Source organism: Acidisoma sp. PAMC 29798 (assembly GCF_030252425.1).
Taxonomy (GTDB): Bacteria; Pseudomonadota; Alphaproteobacteria; order Acetobacterales; family Acetobacteraceae; genus Acidisoma; species Acidisoma cladoniae.
This window is the reverse complement of record NZ_CP126994.1, coordinates 560,913-580,123: the sequence shown is the minus strand read 5'-3', so window position 1 is coordinate 580,123 and position 19,211 is coordinate 560,913. Positions and strand designations below refer to the sequence as shown.

General features: G+C 64.1%; 21 protein-coding genes. 15 read left to right on the top strand and 6 right to left on the bottom strand.

The features are described from left to right. Positions 1 to 38 precede the first annotated feature (38 nt). Genes QP803_RS02855 through QP803_RS02845 form a run of 3 tightly spaced genes read left to right on the top strand, consistent with a single transcriptional unit; the run spans position 39 to position 2,368 of the window. Positions 39 to 1,436 carry a sugar porter family MFS transporter gene (locus QP803_RS02855; protein ID WP_284946167.1) on the top strand — a complete coding sequence of 466 codons (1,398 nt, stop codon included), beginning with the start codon at positions 39 to 41 and terminating at the stop codon, positions 1,434 to 1,436. Between the two features lie 12 nt (positions 1,437 to 1,448). Further along, positions 1,449 to 1,952, top strand: a complete 504-nt coding sequence (locus tag QP803_RS02850) for a 4-hydroxyphenylacetate 3-hydroxylase C-terminal domain-containing protein (RefSeq protein WP_284946166.1) — start codon at positions 1,449 to 1,451, stop codon at positions 1,950 to 1,952. Between the two features lie 5 nt (positions 1,953 to 1,957). Next, positions 1,958 to 2,368: a RidA family protein gene (locus QP803_RS02845; protein WP_284946165.1), complete on the top strand. Its 411-nt coding sequence runs from the start codon at positions 1,958 to 1,960 to the stop codon at positions 2,366 to 2,368. Here QP803_RS02845 and QP803_RS02840 read toward each other — a convergent pair. Beyond that, entirely contained in the window at positions 2,346 to 3,068 is a 723-nt protein-coding gene (locus QP803_RS02840) for a CerR family C-terminal domain-containing protein (RefSeq protein ID WP_284946164.1), read from the bottom strand. The two genes, QP803_RS02845 and QP803_RS02840, sit on opposite strands and share 23 nt — an antisense overlap. A gap of 127 nt (positions 3,069 to 3,195) precedes the next feature. Between QP803_RS02840 and QP803_RS02835 the strand changes: the two genes are divergently transcribed. The 4 genes from QP803_RS02835 (at position 3,196) to QP803_RS02820 (ending at position 6,241) form a co-directional block, all read left to right on the top strand. Then, the gene (locus QP803_RS02835; protein ID WP_284946163.1) at positions 3,196 to 3,507 is read left to right on the top strand and encodes a HepT-like ribonuclease domain-containing protein; all 312 of its coding nucleotides are present in this window, start codon (positions 3,196 to 3,198) and stop codon (positions 3,505 to 3,507) included. Further along, positions 3,504 to 4,223, top strand: coding sequence for a DUF4410 domain-containing protein (locus QP803_RS02830; RefSeq protein WP_284946162.1), 720 nt, complete (start codon positions 3,504 to 3,506; stop codon positions 4,221 to 4,223). The genes QP803_RS02835 and QP803_RS02830 overlap by 4 nt, the downstream gene beginning before the upstream one ends. A gap of 162 nt (positions 4,224 to 4,385) precedes the next feature. After that, positions 4,386 to 5,213 (top strand): Cof-type HAD-IIB family hydrolase, encoded by an 828-nt coding sequence (locus QP803_RS02825; RefSeq protein ID WP_284946161.1) that lies wholly within the window; start codon positions 4,386 to 4,388, stop codon positions 5,211 to 5,213. 11 nt (positions 5,214 to 5,224) lie between these two features. Continuing rightward, positions 5,225 to 6,241, top strand: coding sequence for a zinc-binding alcohol dehydrogenase family protein (locus QP803_RS02820; protein WP_284946160.1), 1,017 nt, complete (start codon positions 5,225 to 5,227; stop codon positions 6,239 to 6,241). A gap of 10 nt (positions 6,242 to 6,251) precedes the next feature. On the opposite strand, the gene QP803_RS02815 is transcribed toward QP803_RS02820, so the two are convergent. Together QP803_RS02815 and argE are read right to left on the bottom strand one after the other, a co-directional pair. After that, positions 6,252 to 6,569, bottom strand: a complete 318-nt coding sequence (locus QP803_RS02815; RefSeq protein ID WP_284946159.1) for a type II toxin-antitoxin system RelE/ParE family toxin — start codon at positions 6,567 to 6,569, stop codon at positions 6,252 to 6,254. A gap of 243 nt (positions 6,570 to 6,812) precedes the next feature. Then, on the bottom strand, positions 6,813 to 7,949 hold the full coding sequence (gene argE, locus QP803_RS02810) for an acetylornithine deacetylase (protein ID WP_284946158.1): 1,137 nt from the start codon (positions 7,947 to 7,949) through the stop codon (positions 6,813 to 6,815). 72 nt (positions 7,950 to 8,021) lie between these two features. Here argE and QP803_RS02805 point away from each other — a divergent pair, with 72 nt between their 5' ends. The 5 genes from QP803_RS02805 (at position 8,022) to QP803_RS02785 (ending at position 13,675) form a co-directional block, all read left to right on the top strand. Next, positions 8,022 to 8,927 (top strand): ABC transporter permease, encoded by a 906-nt coding sequence (locus QP803_RS02805; protein ID WP_284946157.1) that lies wholly within the window; start codon positions 8,022 to 8,024, stop codon positions 8,925 to 8,927. Further along, positions 8,924 to 9,709: an ABC transporter ATP-binding protein gene (locus QP803_RS02800; RefSeq protein WP_284946156.1), complete on the top strand. Its 786-nt coding sequence runs from the start codon at positions 8,924 to 8,926 to the stop codon at positions 9,707 to 9,709. The genes QP803_RS02805 and QP803_RS02800 overlap by 4 nt, the downstream gene beginning before the upstream one ends. A 9-nt stretch (positions 9,710 to 9,718) precedes the next feature. Next, a complete protein-coding gene (locus tag QP803_RS02795; RefSeq protein WP_284946155.1) occupies positions 9,719 to 11,839 on the top strand; it encodes an oxidoreductase in 2,121 nt (706 codons plus the stop codon). A gap of 28 nt (positions 11,840 to 11,867) precedes the next feature. Continuing rightward, positions 11,868 to 12,869, top strand: a complete 1,002-nt coding sequence (locus QP803_RS02790) for an ABC transporter substrate-binding protein (protein WP_284946154.1) — start codon at positions 11,868 to 11,870, stop codon at positions 12,867 to 12,869. A gap of 197 nt (positions 12,870 to 13,066) precedes the next feature. Next, positions 13,067 to 13,675, top strand: a complete 609-nt coding sequence (locus QP803_RS02785) for a YajG family lipoprotein (protein ID WP_284946153.1) — start codon at positions 13,067 to 13,069, stop codon at positions 13,673 to 13,675. Between the two features lie 18 nt (positions 13,676 to 13,693). On the opposite strand, the gene QP803_RS02780 is transcribed toward QP803_RS02785, so the two are convergent. The 3 genes from QP803_RS02780 to QP803_RS02770 all read right to left on the bottom strand — a co-directional run bounded on the left by QP803_RS02780 (position 13,694) and on the right by QP803_RS02770 (position 15,425). Further along, positions 13,694 to 14,491 (bottom strand): SirB1 family protein, encoded by a 798-nt coding sequence (locus QP803_RS02780; RefSeq protein ID WP_284946152.1) that lies wholly within the window; start codon positions 14,489 to 14,491, stop codon positions 13,694 to 13,696. Positions 14,492 to 14,598: 107 nt separating this feature from the next. After that, positions 14,599 to 15,060, bottom strand: a complete 462-nt coding sequence (locus tag QP803_RS02775) for an Lrp/AsnC family transcriptional regulator (RefSeq protein ID WP_284946151.1) — start codon at positions 15,058 to 15,060, stop codon at positions 14,599 to 14,601. An 83-nt stretch (positions 15,061 to 15,143) separates the two neighbouring features. After that, on the bottom strand, positions 15,144 to 15,425 hold the full coding sequence (locus tag QP803_RS02770) for a BolA family protein (RefSeq protein WP_284946150.1): 282 nt from the start codon (positions 15,423 to 15,425) through the stop codon (positions 15,144 to 15,146). Positions 15,426 to 15,554: 129 nt separating this feature from the next. Here QP803_RS02770 and QP803_RS02765 point away from each other — a divergent pair, with 129 nt between their 5' ends. The 3 genes from QP803_RS02765 to cobT all read left to right on the top strand — a co-directional run bounded on the left by QP803_RS02765 (position 15,555) and on the right by cobT (position 19,185). Continuing rightward, positions 15,555 to 16,148: a J domain-containing protein gene (locus QP803_RS02765; protein ID WP_284946149.1), complete on the top strand. Its 594-nt coding sequence runs from the start codon at positions 15,555 to 15,557 to the stop codon at positions 16,146 to 16,148. Between the two features lie 134 nt (positions 16,149 to 16,282). Next, on the top strand, positions 16,283 to 17,296 hold the full coding sequence (gene cobS, locus QP803_RS02760; RefSeq protein WP_434082881.1) for a cobaltochelatase subunit CobS: 1,014 nt from the start codon (positions 16,283 to 16,285) through the stop codon (positions 17,294 to 17,296). An 11-nt stretch (positions 17,297 to 17,307) separates the two neighbouring features. Continuing rightward, on the top strand, positions 17,308 to 19,185 hold the full coding sequence (gene cobT / locus QP803_RS02755; protein WP_284946148.1) for a cobaltochelatase subunit CobT: 1,878 nt from the start codon (positions 17,308 to 17,310) through the stop codon (positions 19,183 to 19,185). The last annotated feature ends 26 nt before the right edge of the window (positions 19,186 to 19,211 follow it).

Genomic DNA, 19,211 nt, shown 5'->3' with positions numbered 1-19,211 from the left:
GCTTATTGCGGCTGCAACAGCGCGTGAGGGATCCCGCCATGAGTGCCATTGTCCAGGACAGCTCCGCCGCCATTCATGGTCGCGAGCAATATACCTTTTTCACGGGCGGGATGGCGGCGCTGGCCGGCCTCATGTTCGGTCTCGACATCGGGGTGATCTCGGGCGCGCTCGACCTCATCGGGAAGGCCTTCCACGCCTCCGACCAGGCCAAAGAATGGATCGTCAGCAGCATGATGTTCGGCGCGGCGGTCGGCGCGTTGGCCGCCGGCATGCTGTCCTTCCGGCTCGGCCGCAAACTGTCCCTCATTCTCGGCGCCATCCTCTTCGTGGTCGGATCGTTGTTCTGCGCCTTCTCCTGGGACATCCAGTCGCTGATCGTGGCGCGCGTTGTGCTGGGCGTGGCGATCGGCATCGCGACCTTCACGGCGCCGCTGTATATTTCCGAAATCGCGCCGCCCGAGAAACGAGGGTCGATGATTTCGACCTATCAGCTCATGATCACCATCGGCATCCTCGCGGCCTTCGTGTCCGACACGCTCTTCTCCTATTCTGGCGCCTGGCGCTGGATGCTCGGCATCGTCGCCGTTCCGGGCATCCTGTTCCTGATCGGCGTGACCCGCCTGCCCAACAGCCCGCGCTGGCTGATGATGCGCGGCCAGAAGCGCGAGGCGCGCGAGGTTTTAACCGCCCTGCGCGCCAATAAGGCCGCCGTCGATAAGGAAGTGGGCGAGATCGAAGAGCAGTTGCGCCGGCCGCAGATCGGCTGGTCGCTGTTCCGGCAGAACTCCAATTTTCGGCGCTCGGTCTTTCTCGGCATCATTCTTCAGGTCGTGCAGCAATTCACCGGCATGAACGTGGTGATGTATTACGCACCGCGCATCTTCGAAGTCGCCGGCTTCCAGGGCCACGCCCAGCTGTGGGGCACGGCGATCGTCGGCCTCGTGAATGTGCTGGCCACCTTCATCGCCATCGGCCTGGTCGATCGTCTCGGCCGCCGGCCGGTTCTGCTGACCGGCTTCACCGTCATGGCCATCGGCATGGGCGTGCTCGGCTTTCTGCTTCATATCGGCACCCATGACCTCGCCATGCGGCTGTTTGCGGTCGCCATGTTGCTGATCTTCATCACCGGCTTCGCGATGTCCGCCGGCCCCTTGATCTGGGTCCTGTGCTCGGAGGTTCAGCCCACCAAGGGCCGGGACTTCGGCATCGCCGCCTCCACCTTCACCAACTGGGTGGCGAACTTCATCGTGGGCATCACCTTCCTGTCGATGCTGAACGGCTTGGGCAATGGCCCCACCTTCGGCATCTATGCCGCGCTGAACGTCGTCTTCATCCTCTTCACCTTCTTCTTCGTGCCGGAGACGAAGGGCATCACCCTAGAAGGGATCGAGGCGAACCTGATGGCCGGCAAGCCGCTGCGCCACATCGGCACTTAAAGAGGGCACGTCATGCTCGGCCTTAGCCGAGCAAGACGCAGGGGATGTCATCTGACGGCGGCGATCGCCACCGCCGAGCGCAGCCCCGGCGGCTTGCTGATGCCCAACCAATCCCTGCTGATGACCGGCCGGGTTTTCGCCTGCTCCCAGCTTCATGAAATGATGCACCTCGCCCGCGAACTTTGCGGCGGGCAGATTTGCGTGACGCCGGATGTCGCGTCCTTCCGCGATCCCGAAACCGGGCCGTGGCTGGAGAAATACTATTCGGTCAACGACGAATGGCAGGCCGATGACCGCCGCAAGCTGCTGGCTTTGGCCCGCGACTTGCTCAATTCAGACTATGCAGGCCACCGGCTGACCTTCCAGCTTTTTGCCCAGGCGCCACCCTTCGCGCATCTCGCCGCCGTCTATCGCAATTTCGATTGGGACGAGCCCTTGCGCTTCGTGCATCGCGCGGCCGGCCTGTCGGATCGCGTCGCGGGCGGCGAAGCGCCGTCCAAAGCGGCAGCGGAGTAGACCGATTGATCCACCGCCGCATTCGCCCTTTCAATACGCGCGACACCTATCCCGAGCAGAACCTCGACAACGACTTGTGCCAGGCTGTCGTTGCGGGACGCACGATCTATGTGCGCGGGCAGGTGCCGCAGGATCTCGACACGCGGGAAAATGTGGCCGTGGGCGATCCCGCCGGCCAGGCCGAGAAGGTGATGCAGAACATCGCCCTTCTTCTGAGCGAATGTGGCGCCGAGCTCGAGCATATCTGCAAGGTCACGGTGTACCTCACCGACATCCGCTACCGGGAGACGGTGTATCGGGTGGTCGGCCGTTGGCTGAAGGGCGTGTTTCCGGTCTTCACAGGGCTGGTGATTGTGGCCCTCGCCCGGCCGGAATGGGTGGTGGAAATCGACATTATAGCGGAACTGCCCGAGTAACGCCCGTCGCATTGTCGAGGGCGGCGATGGCATTCCGGTGCAGCACGGCGCGGAGCTGATCCCGCCGGTCCTCATCGATATCTGTCCAATTGAGGGCGCGGAGCTGGCCGTCGAGCTGTCGTTTGAAGGCTGATGCCTGTCCCAGCAGCGCAATTGACAGGATCCGGCATTCGTCATCGACCTCCGGGCGCGCGATGATGCGGGCGACAAGGGCCGCGCAAGGGTCGAGTACCAGGGCGTACGTGGTGCGATAGGGCCAGAGATCGGCTTCCGGCGGCTCGACCTCGGCGCGCGTGAGCAGCAGCGACCAACTCGGCCGCCATTGCAGGTTCGAGCGCCCGAGCATGATATCCAGCCACTGATCCAGGAAGGCCAGAAGCAGGGGTCGCAGGTCTTGTGACGGCGCGGCCCGGTCGTCGGCGAGTGCGGCCAGAACTCGCTCTGCCATTGGCCGTGTCACATCGTCGATACGCGCGATCACATGCTCCAGCGCTGCGGTGTAGAGATTGGGCTTGCCGCCGAAGTAGTAGGTGAGCGCGCCGAGATTGACCCCGGCGCTTTCCGCCAGTTGCCGGGTGCTCGCGCCGCGATAGCCGCGCGCCGCGAATTCCTCGATGGCCGCCTCCAGGATGCGAAGACGCGCTTCCTCGCCACGGGATTGCGGCGTGGCGCGGGGCGGCTTGGGGGAGGTGTTGGGCATGGAGCTTCCTACCCTGACGGTTGCGACCGGCCCATAGCAGGAGCGGCTTACAGAAATTAGTCAAACGTTTGACTTTATCAAGATGCCGGCTTAGGAGCGTCCTTGTGATGGTTCGGACGGTATTGACATGACGGCTGAGCGTGCGCGCCAAAGGCTTCGGGCAGGAATCCGCCGCGACATCGGCCGAATCGAGACCTATCTCGGTGGTCTCACCCGCTCGCAATTCGCCCGGGACGATCTGCGCCGGGACGCCGTCGAGCGGTGTATGGCGCGCATCGCCGCGATCGCAGATCGCCTGCCGGCGCAAGACCGGGCGCGTTATCCCGCCCTGGCGATCCTGGGGACGCCCGGACTGCGTCCGCCCCTGGATCGATTGGACAGCGACGTGGTGTGGGGCGTGGCCCGGGCACTCAGCCTGCGCGTGGATGCCGCGCTGTGAGCGGGCGTCTGGCTGCCATCGGATTGTGCGGCGCCCTGCTCCTGCTCGGCGGATGCGCGCGGACCACCAGTTCGGCGATCCTTTCCACGGCATCCCCTGCCCCTGCCTTGCCGCCGACGCGGCTGCTTCTGGCCCTGGATGACTCCGCTCTGGCCCAGGATCCGGATCATGCCGATCGGGCGCGGATCGATGCGGAGATGCAGCGCCGGATGATCGACGGGTTGCGGCAGCCGGAGATCCAGGTCATCGCCTTGCCGCCGAACACCCTGGTGGTGGCTGGATCTGCCCGCACTCTGCTGATCCGCTGCAAGGTCACGACCTTCAGGGCAGGCAACCAGGCGCTGCGACTGACGGTGGGTTTCGGTGCGGGTCGCGTCGAGCTGGGTCTCGCCACGCAAGTGATCGACTTGCGCGGGCCGATGGCCGTGCCGGTCGCGCATTTCGACAGCCGGAGCACGACGGGGCGGATGCCGGGTCCAGGCCTCGGCCTGTTCGGCGCGGTTGGAACGGGGCAGGTACTGGGAATGGCGGGCGGTGCAGCAGGGCTTCTGGCCGGCTCACAGGTGACGCTCACGGCTCAGGACAAGCGCTTGAGCACCCTCGTGGTGGCCCAGTTGCACATATATTTTCGAGAACAAGGCTGGGTCGCCTTGGCTCCGCCCGATCCGGCGGTCTTTCCGCAGGCAGACTCCTTGGCGGCGCCGCGACCGCTTTAGGCGCCGCTGTCACTCGGCGGAATGCGCTACGCTTTTCCGCCCTACCTCGCTTGGATGGTGAAGGCGCAGCGCGCCGCAATCGAGACTGTCGCTTGTCATTCCTGCCCGCCTTGACCGGGCTTGCGCGACGCCGTCTCTTCCACCGCAAATTGGAGATGCGCCATGAGCGGTTACACCGGGACCACGCCGATCCGCCTCGTCGTCAGCGATATCGACGGCACGCTCGTGCGCCACGACAAGACCCTCCATCCCGAGACCATCAAGGCAGCCCAGGAATTGCGCGACGCGGGCATCGTGCTGTGCCTTGTCAGCAGCCGGCCGCCGCGCGGCATGAAGATGTATCTGGAAGCGCTGGGCCTGAAGACGCCCCATGCCGGCTTCAATGGCGGGGAGACGGTGGGCGCGGATGAGCAGATCCTCGACCAGCTCGTGATCCCCGGTGACGCCGCTCGCACAGCGGTCGCGCATATGACCGCAGCCGGCCTCGATGTCTGGGTCTTCGCCGGCGACGGCTGGTATGTGAAGGGCGGCGATGGGCCTTATGTCGCGCATGAGGCGGAGGTGACGCGCAATACCTTCACCGTGGTCGATGATTTCGAGCCCTATCTCGACAGCACCAACAAGATCATGTCCTCCAGCAAGGAGTTCGACCGCGTGGCGCGGGTCGAGGCGGAGTTGCAGGGCCTGATGGGCGAGGTCGCCTCGGTCAACCGCTCCTCTCCCTATTATGTCGATGTCACCAATGTCGATGCCAACAAGGGCCATGCCGCCCTGGCGCTTGCCCGCATCATCGGCGTCTCGCCGGAGGCGATGTGCTGCCTGGGGGACATGAATGTCGATGTGCCGATGCTCAAGGTGGCGGGGCTGTCCGTCGCCATGGGCAACGCGGCTGACTCCGTGAAGGCCGCCGCAATGGTCGTGACGGGCACGAATGACGAATCCGGTTGGGCGGATGCGATCCGCACCTATGTCTTGCCGAAGGCACCTTGAAGGAGAGTTCCATGCGCGCCGTCGGTTATCAGGCCTCGCTTCCGATCGAAGATCCCGCCTCGCTTGTCGATATCGACCTGCCCACGCCACAGGCCACGGGGTACGACCTGCTCGTCGAGATCAAGGCCATTTCGGTCAATCCAGTCGATACCAAGGTCCGCAAGCGCGCGGCGCCCGAGGCCGGCGGCTGGAAGGTGCTCGGCTGGGACGCCGCCGGCGTGGTGGTAGCGACGGGGCCCGACGCAACGCTGTTCAAGCCCGGCGACGAGGTCTTTTACGCCGGTGACATCGCGCGGTCTGGCACCAATGCCCAGTTTCATCTGATCGATGAGCGTATCGTCGGTCACAAGCCAAAATCCCTGACTTGGGCCGAGGCGGCGGCCATGCCGCTGACCGCCATCACGGCGTGGGAGGCACTGTTCGATCGCCTCGACGTGCGCAAGCCGGTGCCGGGCTTCCCGCCCGCGATCCTGATCATCGGCGGCGCCGGCGGTGTCGCGTCCATCGCCATCCAGCTTGCCTGCCACCTGACGGATATGACCGTGATCGGCACGGCGTCCCGGCCCGAGACGGAAAGCTGGGTGCGCGATCTCGGCGCCCATCACGTGGTGAACCACAGCAAGCCGCTGGGGGCGGAGGTTGCGGCCCTTGGCCTGGGCCCGATCGGATTCGTGTTTTCGACCACCAATACGGATGCGCATCTGAAAGAGATCGAGGCGCTGATCGCACCGCAGGGGCGGTTCGGGCTGATCGACGATCCTTCGACCCTCGACGTCAATCTGTTCAAGCGCAAAAGCGTCTCGACGCATTGGGAGCTGATGTATACGCGGTCGATCTTCCAGACGGCCGATATGGCGGAGCAAGGCGCGCTGCTGAACGAGGTGGCGCGTCTCATCGACGCGGGCAGCATCCGCACGACGCTGGGCGAGAACTACGGGACCATCAACGCCGCGAACCTGAAGCGGGCGCATACGATGCTCGAAAGCGGCAAGGCGCGCGGCAAGATCGTGCTGGAGGGGTTTGCCTGAGCCACCGACGTCACAGTGGTGTGTCTCCGTCGGTCAGAATGGTCGCATAGTCCTGGCCACTGGAGAACACGCGTATAACCTGTACCGCATCTTCGTCGACGCGATATGCAACGACGATACGACCGAACATTGGATAGATCCGAATGCCCACACCGAGGTCATGGCGGACAGGTCCAAGCTCTGGGTAAACGCCCAGAGCGCCGCATCGAGATAGGATCTCGTCCACAAAACTGGCGGCTCGCGTCGGGTTGTCCGCTTCGATGAAATCAAAAATGGAATCGAGGTCCGCTAAAGCAGCCGGGCGATAGGTGAGCCTAAGCCGCTTCACGGCTCCTTGAGCGCATGAGAACGCCGCCGCTCAAAATGCCTGTTGACCTCCTCCTGTGTCAGAGAGGGTCGAGGATCGGTATCAGCCTCCGCGATTTTGCGCCTGACACTGGCAACGTCAATACGCTGAACCTCAGCGCGTTCCGTGGCCTCGGTCCATTCCGTCCGAGCGGAAAGAGGATTCAGAGGATCATCCATAGAGAAAGCATAAGGATTCGCGCAGCCAATGAGAAGCGCGGAGTGCCTACCTTGTCAGCCCCTCTACCAGTGCCCGGAGGAAGGCATCCCCCGCCGCCAACTCGTCTCGCGTGATGTACTCGTCCGGCTTATGCGCGCGGTCGATCGATCCGGGACCACAGATCACCGTGGGAATGCCTAAAACCTCCCGGAACAAGCCGCCCTCGGTTCCGAAGTCGAGCTTGGTGAAGGCGGTGGAGGCGCCGGCAGCGGCGGCGAGGCTGACCGCGACGGAGTCCTCGGGCTCGGCCAGACCCGGATAGGCGTTGGTCACATCGATCTCGATCGTCCCGCCCCGGACAGCCACAATCCGCGCGGCAGCGGCGCGGAGACGGTCGAGCAGCACGCCCGCGTCTTCCCCAGCCGGCAACCTCAGTTCGAAGGCGAAGGCGCAATCGGCGGGCACAATATTCAGCGCCGTGCCGCCATTGATGGTCCCAACCTGCGCGGTGCCATGCGGCACCTCATACGCCGCGTCGCGGATGCCGCCCTCCGACAACCACAGCCCGATCGCCTCGACCTCGGCCACCATCGCCGCCGCAAGGCCGATGGCATTGATGCCGCGCCCCGGATTGGCCGAATGCGCGGCCAGGCCCCGGCATCGCATCAGCGCAGCAACCTTGCCCTTGTGCCCGGTCGCGATGCGCAGCCCGGTCGGTTCGCCTACGACGCAGGCAGCAGCGGTGAAACCCTCCTCAGCCAAGAGCCGCAGCATTGGCCGCACACCGACACAGCCGATCTCCTCGTCATGCGAGATGGCGAGATGCAGAGGGCGCCGCAGCGGCATGCGGCTCGCCAATTGGGCTGCCGTCACCATACCGGCGAGGAAGCCCTTCATGTCCACCGACCCACGCCCATGCAAGCGGCCATCCTGCTCGCGCAGGATGAAGGGATCGCCGGACCAGGTTTGGCCGGCGACCGGCACCACATCGACATGGGCGGAGAGCACGACGCCATCGGCGCCCATCGGCCCGATGGTCGCGAAGAGGTTGACGCGGTCGTCATCCGTGCCCGGCATCACCCGCACGATGGCGCCGATCACGGTCAGCCGGTCCGCGAGCCACGCCATCAGATCGCGGTTGGGCCCCCGCGTGATGGTCGGGAAGGCGACCAGACGCGCGAGGGTTTCGACGGTTCGGCTCATGGGCGGAGCCTAACATAGACCTTCGATCCGGCCGATCTTGGGCCTGGAATGGTTCTTGCGTTAAAGTCATCCATGAGAAGTGCGAAAACCATGCTGCCGGCCGACGGAAGCTCCGGTCCGGCCCATATCGAGGCGGCACATAGCCACCCGGCGCCCCCCGCTCCTGTGTCCAAGCCGGGTCGGCAGCGGAGCTTCATCGACCGCGCGATGACACCGCGCGCGCCGATCTCGGCGCGGGCCAGTGTGATTGCCGGCCTATCGGTCTGGGCCGTGATCCTGCTCGTCTGGTCCGCCCTGACCTATGGCGGCATCATGCCGGACATCTTCCTGCCTTCGCCCACGGCCGTCATCCAACGCGCCATAGAAATGTTCGGGGATGGCACGATCTGGCCCAATATCTGGTCCAGCGTGCAGGTGATCCTGCTCGGCTTCATCATCTCCTCGGTGGTTGCCGTACCGCTCGGGCTGCTGATGGGCACGTACAAGATCGTGCAGTCGGCGCTTGAGCCGATGGTCAATTTCATCCGCTACCTGCCGGTCACGGCCTTCGTGCCGCTTTTCATCCTGTGGATCGGCCTTGGTCTCAGCCAGCGCGTCGCCATCATCATCTTCGGCACCTTCTTCCAGCAGCTCGTGATGATCATGGATGTCGTTGCCGCAGTGCCGGAGGATATGCTCAACGCCTCCTATACCCTCGGATCGTCGCGGCGCGATGTGCTGACCCATGTGCTGTTGCCGGCGGCGCGCCCGGGCATCATCGATACGCTGCGCATCACCATGGGCTGGGCCTGGACCTATCTCGTGGTCGCCGAACTCGTCGCTGCCAGCAGCGGATTGGGCTTCATGAGCATGCAGGCGATGCGCGGCTTCCAGGTCGATAAAATCTTCCTCGCGATCGGCATCATCGGCTTGCTCGGCCTCATCACCGACACCTTCTTTCGATTGCTGCGCGCGAAATTTGCGGGATGGGCGGCATGAGCGCGGTGATGACGCCACTGTTGGACGCACGCGCGGTCGAACTGCGTTATGCCAGCGGCAAACAGTCAGTTCTGGCACTCGACCGGGTGTCCTTCGATGTCGCGGACAAGGAATTCGCTGTCATCGTGGGGCCATCCGGCTGCGGCAAATCGAGCCTGCTGTATCTCGCGGCGGGTCTGCTGGATGCCACGGGCGGGGAGATTGTGGTCGGCGGCACCGAGGTGAACGGCCCCGGCCGCGATCGCGGCATGGTCTTCCAGGCCTATACGCTGTTCCCCTGGCTGACCGTCGCCGAGAATGTCGAATTCGGGTTGAAGCGCCGTCGCCTGCCGTCGGCGCAGCGGAAGGAGATCGTAGCCCATTACCTTCACGAGGTCGGGCTGGATCAATTCGCCGCGCATTATCCCAAGCAGCTTTCTGGCGGCATGAAGCAGCGCGTGGCCATTGCCCGCGCCCTGGCCAATGACCCCAAGGTGCTGCTGATGGACGAACCATTCGGCGCGCTCGACAGCCAGACCCGATCGACCATGCAGAAGCTGCTGCTGCGGGTGTGGGAACACAGCCACAAGACCGTGCTGTTCGTGACCCATGACATCGACGAGGCGATCATCCTGGGTGACCGTGTGCATGTGATGACGGCGCGACCCGGCCGGATGAAGGCGACAGTGCCCATCCCCATCGCGCGCCCCCGCTCACTCGACATGATGCTCGATCCCGACTTCATCGCCATCAAACGCCAGATTATCGCTCTGTTGCATGACGAGATCGATGAAGAGCACTGAGGGCGCGCCATGAGCCGCGATCCCCGCTACGATGTGCTGTTCGAACCGGTGAAGATCGGCCCCGTAACGGCGAAGAATCGCTTCTTCCAAGTGCCGCATTGCAACGGCATGGGATACCGCGACCCTTCCGCGCTTGCCACCATGCGCGCGGTCAAAGCCGAGGGCGGATGGGGCGTGGTCTGCACCGAGCAGGCGGAAATCCATCCGAGTGCCGAGATTACGCCCTTTATCGAGTTACGAGTGTGGGATGACCAGGATCTGCCCATGCTGTCCCGCATGGCGAATTCCGTTCATGAATACGGCGCCCTCGCAGGGTTGCAGCTTTGCCATAACGGCATGAATGCGCCGAACCTCTATTCCCGTGAAATCCCCATGGGTCCGGCGCATCTGCCGGTCGCCAGCATCTTCAACGATCCCGTGCAGGCGCGGGCGATGGACAAGACAGACATCGCCGATCTGCGCCGTTGGCACCGTGATGCCGCGCGCCGCGCCAAACAGGCCGACTACGACATCGTCTATGTCTATGCCGGCAAGCTTTTCGGCGGCCCGATGTTCTTTCTGTCGCGCCGCTACAACACCCGCACCGATGAATATGGCGGCTCGCTGGAAAACCGCGCCCGGCTGCTGCGCGAACTGATTTCGGACGTGCGGGACACTGTGGGCGATCGCTGCGCCGTCGCCTGCCGCATTTCCATGGATGAACTGATCGGTGAGGAAGGCTTTCACGCCGCCGAAGCGCGTGACGTAATTGCCCATATGGCAGAGCTGCCGGACCTTTGGGATTTGACCCTGTCGAGCTGGGATAATGACAGCCAAACCTCCCGCTTCGCCGAAGAGGGCTATCAGGAACCCTATGTCCTCGGCGTGAAACAGCTCACGACCAAGCCGGTGGTTGGCGTCGGGCGCTTCACCTCGCCGGACACGATGGTGCGGATGGTTCGCCAAGGCGTCCTGGACTTTATCGGCGCGGCACGGCCCTCCATCGCCGATCCCTTCCTGCCCAAGAAGATCGAGGAAGGCCGTCTGGAAGACATCCGCGAATGTATCGGCTGCAACATCTGCGTCGCCGGCGATCACACCGCCTCCATCATCCGCTGCACCCAGAACCCCTCGATGGGGGAGGAATGGCGGCGGGGTTGGCACCCCGAGCGCATCGCCCGGCGCGCCTCGGATGAGACCGTGCTGGTGGTGGGCTCCGGCCCCACGGGCCTGGAAGCCGCCATGATGCTCGGCCGCCGCGGCTATGAGGTGGCGCTGGCCGAACGCGGCACCGTGCTCGGCGGTCGCGTGGCTCGCGAAAAGCTGCTGCCGGGGCTGTCGGCCTGGGGCCGTGTCGCGGATTACCGGCTGGGCCAGATTGCGGCGATGCCGAATGTGACCCTGTATCCTGGCAGCGATCTTACGGCCGATGATGTGCTGTCGATGGGTTTTGGCCATGTGGCGATCGCCACCGGGTCGCGCTGGCGTCGGGATACGGTGTCACGCAATGTGGTCACGCCGATGCCGATCCACCCAGCGGCCGATGTGCTGACACCGGATGATCTTATGGAGGGGCTTCGCCCGAACGGTCGTTCCGTTCTGATCTATGACGACGACCACTATGTCATGGCCAATGTGCTGGCGGAGCTGCTGGTGCGGGAAGGGTACGCCGTCAGCTTCGCGATGCCGACGCCCGATGTCGCGAACTGGACGCGCAACACCATGGAGCAGCATCGCATCCAAACCCGGCTGATCGAGATTGGCGTGACAATCATTCCACAACGCGTCATCCGTGCCATCGGCGCAGAGACCGCGACCCTCGCTTGCATCTTCACCGGGCGAGAGGAAACCATCGAGGCCCAGTCCGTTCTTCTGGTCACCAGCCGGCTGCCGGAGCGACAATTGTTCGACGACCTCCAGCACCGCGCCGATGACTGGTCCAGTGCCGGTATTAGGAGTGTGACACTTCTTGGTGACGCTCTCGCGCCCGGCACCATCGCCGCCGCGACATGGAGCGGCCGCCGCTTTGCCGAGGAGCTTGATGCTCCTCGTTCCGATGCTCCCGTCCGCTTCAAGCGTGAAGTGGCGGAGTTGCTGCCGTTCGACGTGCGCGCCATCATCGACGCCACGTTGCCTCAAGCGCCACGATGATCCCAAACCTGAACAGGAGACTTCCAGAATGAAGAAGACATTCGGCTGGCGGCGCGGCGCTTGTGCGGCGATCGGCCTCGCCATGGGTGCGGCCTTGACGATGGGCGCGGCGGTTCCGGCCCAGGCCGGCAAGCTGACCATCGCAATGACCGTTTGGGTCGGGTACGGCCCGATGTTCCTTGCGCGCGATCTTGGCTACTTCAAGGAGAAGGGGCTCGACGCCAACCTGACCATCGTCAGCGATTCGACGCTCGCCATGGGCGCGATGGCGGCTGGGCAGATTCAAGGGTCCGCCGTCACGCTCGACGAAATTCTGAAGTATCGCTCGTCGGAATTTTGCTTCAAGGCGGTGATGGCGCTCGATGACAGCCATGGCGCAGATGGCATGGTCGCTGGCAAGGACATCACCAGCATTGCCCAGTTGAAGGGCAAGGAAATCGCCATGAACGAGGGCTCCACGAGCCAGTTCTGGTTCAATTACCTGCTCGCCAAACAGGGCATGACGCAGAGCGACTTCAAGGTCGTGAACATGACGGCCGATGATGCCGCCGCCGCGTTCATCGCCGGCCGTATTCCTGCCGCCGTGACCTGGGAGCCGAACCTCTCCTTCGTGAAGGAGCATGACAAGGGCAAGATCCTCATCAACAGCGCCGCTACCCCCGGCGTCATTCTCGATGTTCTGATTCTGCGTTGCGACACCATCAAGAACGATCCTGCCGATGTCCAGGCGCTGGTCGATGGCATCATCAAAGCCGTTGATTATACCAAGGCACATCCGAAGGAGGCTTATGCCGATATGGCCAAGAGCGTCGGCGGATATCTGTCCAATCCGGCTGACTTTGCAAGCGCCGCCGGTGGCGTGAACTTCTATGACGCCGCTTTGAACAAGTCCTATTTCGGCACCTCCGCCAATCCCGGCGCCGCGAATGGCGTGATCAAGCTCGGTCTCGACATCTGGGGCAAGCTGGGCAAGATCAAGATGCCGATCACCTACGACACGGTCATCGATCCGCAGTTCATCGATAAGTAGAGCTGCTGACTCCAGAGTGCGATGGAGTTAAGCAGGTTCAAAGACCAAGTCTCTCGTCATGGCATTCGAAGGCATGCCATGACGAGGTGCGTGGAGAGCGATGCAGAGTCACCACATCGCTTTCTCAATACGGTCGTGCAGCGCGGTAGTCTTTGAAGCACGCTTGACGTGAACCACCGCGCATGCGCACTCGTTCCATGAAGATTTTGTTCCGGCTTCCGATACTGGTCTTGATGCTCGCACTTGCCGCCTGCGCCCATATCGTTCCGCTGGTCTATCAGCCGACAGTGTTCATCGCGCGTTCCGGGCCACCGATCGTGATCAGCGTCAGCACCATCGATCAACGGGGCGAGGACGATCCTCGGTGGTTTGGCGCGATCCGCGGCGGCTATGGCAACCCGCTCAAGGTGCTCAACGCGCCGACCCCACTGGCAGACGTGGTCTCACAGGCCTTTCGCGCGGCGCTTGCCACGCGCGGCTTGCTGGCGGCCAGTGGACAAGGCGACATCGACATGAACGTCACGATCGAGCAATTCGAGAGTGACCAGTATCTGCGCCGAGAGGCCCAAATTCGCTTGACCCTGACGCTGACCAGCCGCCGGCTGGGGCGCGAGATTTACCGAGATACGGTCGCCACCGATCTATTGGAGGGTAGCCTTCTGGACTTCGAAAGCGGCGCTTTCGGCTCCGTCGAAAAGCTGCGTTTCGTCGTTCAGATCGCTCTGAGCCAGACGATCGATGCAGCCCTTTCCAAACAAGGCTTCCTCGATGTCATGAGAGGCGAAGGGCTTCAACCCTCGTCATAAGTGGCAAGACGCAGGCTGCTAGTTCAAGCGGCTGCGCAGCCGGCGCATGGTGGCGCGGGCGACATCGGCGTCCTCGCCTGGCGGTATCAGCGCCACGACGCGCCCCATGCAACGAACCGCCGCCGCCATCTGGTCGAGCTGCTGGTTGAGCACCGCCGCTTCCTGCCATAAGGCGATCGTTTCGGGCGCGATCCTCAGCATGTCCTCGACGCAGAGAAGCGTGCCAGGCAGGTTCTTCGCCTTGTACCGCCTATGGGCAATGTTACGTTGCAGCCGCAACAGAACATCCCGCTTGCCCATGCGGCCGCGACCGATGGTGCCGCCACGCTGCGGCTTGCTGCCCTGGACGCGCATCAGCAGGTTTTCGAGGTCCTCATCATCCAGCGTCTGGCCGCTGGCGAAGACATCGATGATGACCCGGCCATCATCCGCGTCGAGGCCGAGGATGAAGTGGCTGGGGATATCGATGCCGTAGCAGTCCCACCCAGCGACCTCGGCACAGTGCAGCCAGATGAGGCCGAGGCTGATCGGCAGGCCGCGACGACGCTCGGTGACACTGATCAGATTGGCGTTCTGAAGATCGTCATAGGTTTCATAATCGCCGCTATAGTCATGGCGGGCGCCCAACATGCCCGACAGCGCTTCGGCCTGGGCGGCGGCGCTTTCGCCCGCCCAATGAGACAGTTCCGCCGCCTCCCGCGCGAGCAGGCTCAGATGGTTGCGCGCACCACGCCAATCCGCCTCAGGCTCATCAAGCCGGGCAAACAGCAGCGCCGTCTCAGCGAGTGCGATCTCACTGTCCGGCAGCGTTCCCACCGCGTCCAGAGCCGCGCGGATGACGGCGCCTGTGCCAGCGCCGCCCCCATCGGGCGGATCACGGCGCTGATCGGGATCGTCTTGCAGGGTCGTTCTCCTCAGGGTCGCTAGATAGGTAGAGGCGCCGACTTTATGCGCTCCATCGCGAAACGGCTCGTCACGTTGCGGAGGGGTAGAGCGGCGATCAACTGGCGGTAGAAGGCGTCATAGGCACTGATATCGGGCACGACGACGTGCAGAAGATAGTCCACATCACCCCCCATACGCCAGGCATCGACGATCTGGGGCGTGCGTTCCACCAGTTCGGCGAAACGGGTCAGCCACTCAGCCGAATGGTCAGTCGTTTCGACCGAGACAAAGACCGAGACGGGCAGGCCCAGCGCCTTCTGGTCCAGAACGGCGACGCGGGACTTGATGACGCCGTCCTTCTCCAGCCGGCGGATGCGTTTCCAGCAGGGCGTCGGCGTAAGGCGGACCTGTGCCGCGATTTCGGCCAAGGAGAGGGACGCATCGCGCGCGATGAGGCGAAGGATTGCACGATCAATATCGTCCATCGCGACGGCTGACATTATTGGTTAACACACCCTGTTTTGCGGAAAGGAGGCACAGATTCGCCGCGAGGTGCAAATCATTCCGCACCGAGCGTGACGTTTCAGAGGGTTTTTGCGCGCTCCGCCGGGGTCCGCAGCGTCAGGGCCAGGGCGTGCAGGCCGGCCGCAAACTCATCCGCCAGTGCATCATTGACGGCACGCGCACGCGCGACGCGGGTCATGCCCTCGAAGCATTCGGCCGCCATGATGACGTTAAAATGGGTCTCTCCGCCCACTGCCGCACCGGAATGACCGGCATGGCTGCCACTGTCATCGACCACGTCCAACGACAGTGGCGCGAAGGTGCGGGTCAGTGTCTCAGTGATGCGGTCGGACCTCGTCATGACGTCAGCTTGAGGGCAAACCCGGCGTGTTTCAAGAACCCCCCGCGTGATTCTGCCGTGCGCGTCTGGAGTTGCGAAGGGGCAAGGACGGGATTGCCAAGAATGGCGGCGGGCGACCATATAGCGTCCATGACAACCAGACGCGTCCCCCGTGCCCGGGCCTACGCGCCCGACCCGGACGCGCCGGGCCGGTTGTGCGACATGCCTGATTGCAGCGCGCTGGGCTGCTACAAGGCGCCGCGGTCCCGGACCTCTCTCAACGAGTATCTGTGGCTCTGCCTGGAGCATGTGCGCGCCTACAACGCGAGCTGGGACTATTACAAGGATATGACGCCGGGGCAGATTGAGGTCGAGTTGCGGGCGGACGCTTCGTGGCAGCGGCCAACCTGGCGTCTCGGTGCCAATGGCGGCCCCCGCCTGCCAGATGAGGCGATCCTGCGCGACCCCTTCCTTGATCTCGCCGGGCGGCGCACCGGCTCGGCCGAGCCAGCGGCGGACCATGCGCCGCAGGAACTGCGACAGCCTTTGGCGGTGCTCGGGCTGGGTTGGCCGGTGAGCCTGGATGTCGTGAAGGCGCGCTACAAGACACTCGCCAAGAAGCATCATCCGGACGCGAATGGCGGCGGCAACGCAGCCGAGGAGCAGATCAAGGCGATCAACATCGCCTATGCGACGCTCCGCACCTTGTGGCCGGCCGAGGAACGACAGATGGCGCGATCCTGAGACCCCATTGTTAGAGGCGGCGACCTCGCGGGGGATGCCGGTCGCCACTATATGAACGGAAGGCGGCGCCCTGGGCCTTGCGGCATTGGTCACCGCCGCTACTCTGACTGCAACACAACAGGACGTTCTTTTCGATGATGAATGGCGCCAATTCCGGCATCGCGACCACCAGGACTGTCGGGACCCTCGGCACGCCGGACATCACGCTCAAGGTTCGCGACGTCTTCAAGATCGATTCCGATATCACCGTGCCGGCCTTCAGCACGGCGTCAGAGCATGTGCCCGAGATCGACCCCACCTACCAGTTCGACCATGACACCACGCTCGCCATTATCGCGGGCTTCGCCTTCAACCGGCGGGTGATGATCCAGGGCTATCACGGCACCGGCAAATCCACCCATATCGAGCAAGTTGCGGCCCGGCTGAACTGGCCCTGTCTGCGCATCAACCTCGACAGCCACATCAGCCGCATCGACCTCATCGGCAAGGATGCCATCGTCCTGAAGGACGGCCAGCAGGTCACGGAATTCCGCGAGGGCATCCTACCCTGGGCATTGCAACACCCTTGCGCCCTGGTTTTCGACGAATACGACGCCGGTCGGCCGGATGTGATGTTCGTGATCCAGCGCGTGCTGGAGGTCGAGGGTCGGCTGACCTTGCTCGACCAGAACCGCGTCATTCACCCCCATCCCGCATTCCGGCTGTTCTCGACGGCGAATACCGTGGGGCTTGGCGACACCACTGGCCTGTATCACGGCACCCAGCAGATCAATCAGGGCCAGATGGATCGCTGGAATATCGTCGCGACCCTGAACTACCTGCCGCATGGCCAGGAAACCGCCATCGTCATGGCCAAGCTCGGCATCGATCCGAAGGACAGCCCGGCCCGCAAGCGGGTTGAGAGCATGGTGGCGCTGGCCGACCTGACGCGTGCGGGCTTCATCGCCGGCGATATCTCGACCGTCATGTCGCCCCGCACCGTCATTACCTGGGCCGAGAACGACCGCATCTTCAAGAACCTGAACTTCGCCTTCCGCTTGACCTTCCTGAACAAATGCGATGAGGCGGAGCGCGCGACGGTCGCTGAATACTATCAGCGCTGCTTCAATGAAGAGCTTGCCACGGGCGCCTTGCGCCGCGCCGGATAGGACCTCTCGTCTTGAGCGGCGCCAAGGACGGTACGGAACGCAGCGAAGCCTTCAAGCGCGCCATCGCGGGGGCGGTGCGCGCCATCGCGGGACAGCCGGAAGTGGAGGTCGCTTTCCAGGCCGGCCCTGCCAGCGTCGCCGGTGCCCGCGCCCGCTTGCCGAGCCCCACACGCGGTTTGCCGCCAGCCGAAATCGCGCGGCTCCGTGGGGCTGCGGATTCCGTCGCCCTGCGGCTGCGCCATCATGACGCGGTGGTCCACTCCGCCCGCTCGCCCGCCAGCCGCGAGGCGCGCGATGTCTATGACGCGCTGGAGCAGGTGCGCGTCGAAAGCCTTGGCAGCCGGCACATGGCCGGCATCGCCGCCAATCTCCACACCAAGCTGACGGAGCAGGTCGAGGCCGACGGCGTCGATCGGATGACCCGCAAGGAGCAGTTGCCGCTGGCGGCGGCCCTGTCCCTGCTCGCGCGGGAGCGGATGTCGGGCGTCCCTTCCCCGTCCTCGACGGATACGGTTCTGTCCCTGTGGCGCGACAGCATGGGCGCGGAGGCGGATATCGCCTTCGCTGAAATGGCCGCGACCACCGACAATCAGCAGGCCTTCACACGCGCAGCACGCAAGCTGCTCTCAGCCTATGATCTGGCCGAGGCAGAGCTTGAATCCGATCCCTCCGAAGAGCCGGAGGGCGGGGACGACGCGCCCGAGCAAAGCCCGCAGCAGGATAGTTCGAGCGAAGGCGACAGCCAGTCACAGACCGAGGCCGATGCCAGCCTGAGCGCCGAGCCGCAGGACATGCAGGGCGAGGCCGCGGATGACGACGCGACCGAGGGCGAGGAAGACGAGGCGGCGGAAGCCGAGGGCGATGAGCGACCCGGCGGCCAGCAGCCGAACAAGGACCGCAGTGGGGAGGAAAGCCCCTACCGCGCCTTTACCAAGGCCTTCGACGAAGAGATCAGCGCCGAGGATCTGTGCGATTCGGAAGAATTGGCGCGGCTGCGCCAGCAGCTCGATCATCAGTTGCAGCATTTGCAGGGCGTGGTCTCCAAGCTCGCCAATCGGTTGCAGCGCCGCCTGATGGCGCAGCAGACGCGGGCCTGGGATTTCGATCTTGAGGATGGGTTGCTTGACGTCAGCCGCCTCGCGCGCGTCGTCACCACACCGACGCAGTCGCTGTCCTACAAGCGCGAACGGGAGACGGATTTCCGCGATACGGTGGTGACCCTGCTGATCGACAATTCCGGCAGCATGCGGGGCCGGCCGATCACCGTCGCGGCCATGTGCGGCGATATCCTCGCCCGCACGCTGGAGCGGTGCGCCGTGAAGGTCGAGGTGCTGGGCTTCACGACGCGCGCGTGGAAGGGTGGCCAAAGCCGGGAACGCTGGGTGCAGGACGGCAAGCCCCGCAACCCGGGCCGGCTGAACGACTTGCGTCACATCATCTATAAATCGGCGGACGCGCCTTGGCGGCGCAGTCGACGCAACCTTGGCCTGATGCTGCGCGAGGGCCTGCTTAAGGAGAATATCGACGGAGAGGCCCTGGTCTGGGCCTATCGTCGCCTGCTGGCGCGCACCGAGCATCGGCGGATCCTGATGGTCATCAGCGACGGCGCGCCGGTGGATGACTCCACGCTGTCAGTTAATCCGGGCAATTACCTGGAGCGGCATCTGCGCCAGGCGATCACCGAGATCGAGTCCCGGCGGTTGGTGGAGCTGGTCGCCATCGGCATCGGCCATGACGTGACGCGCTATTACCGCCGCGCGGTCACGATTGTGGATGCGGAGGAGTTGGGCGGCACGATGATGCGCCAGCTCACGTCCTTGTTCGACGACACATCCGGTGATGGCGGTTGGGGCATGGCCGCCGCCGAACGCGCGCCTGCGGTGGTTTAGGTTCGGCGGACTGCGCTTCGCTTTTT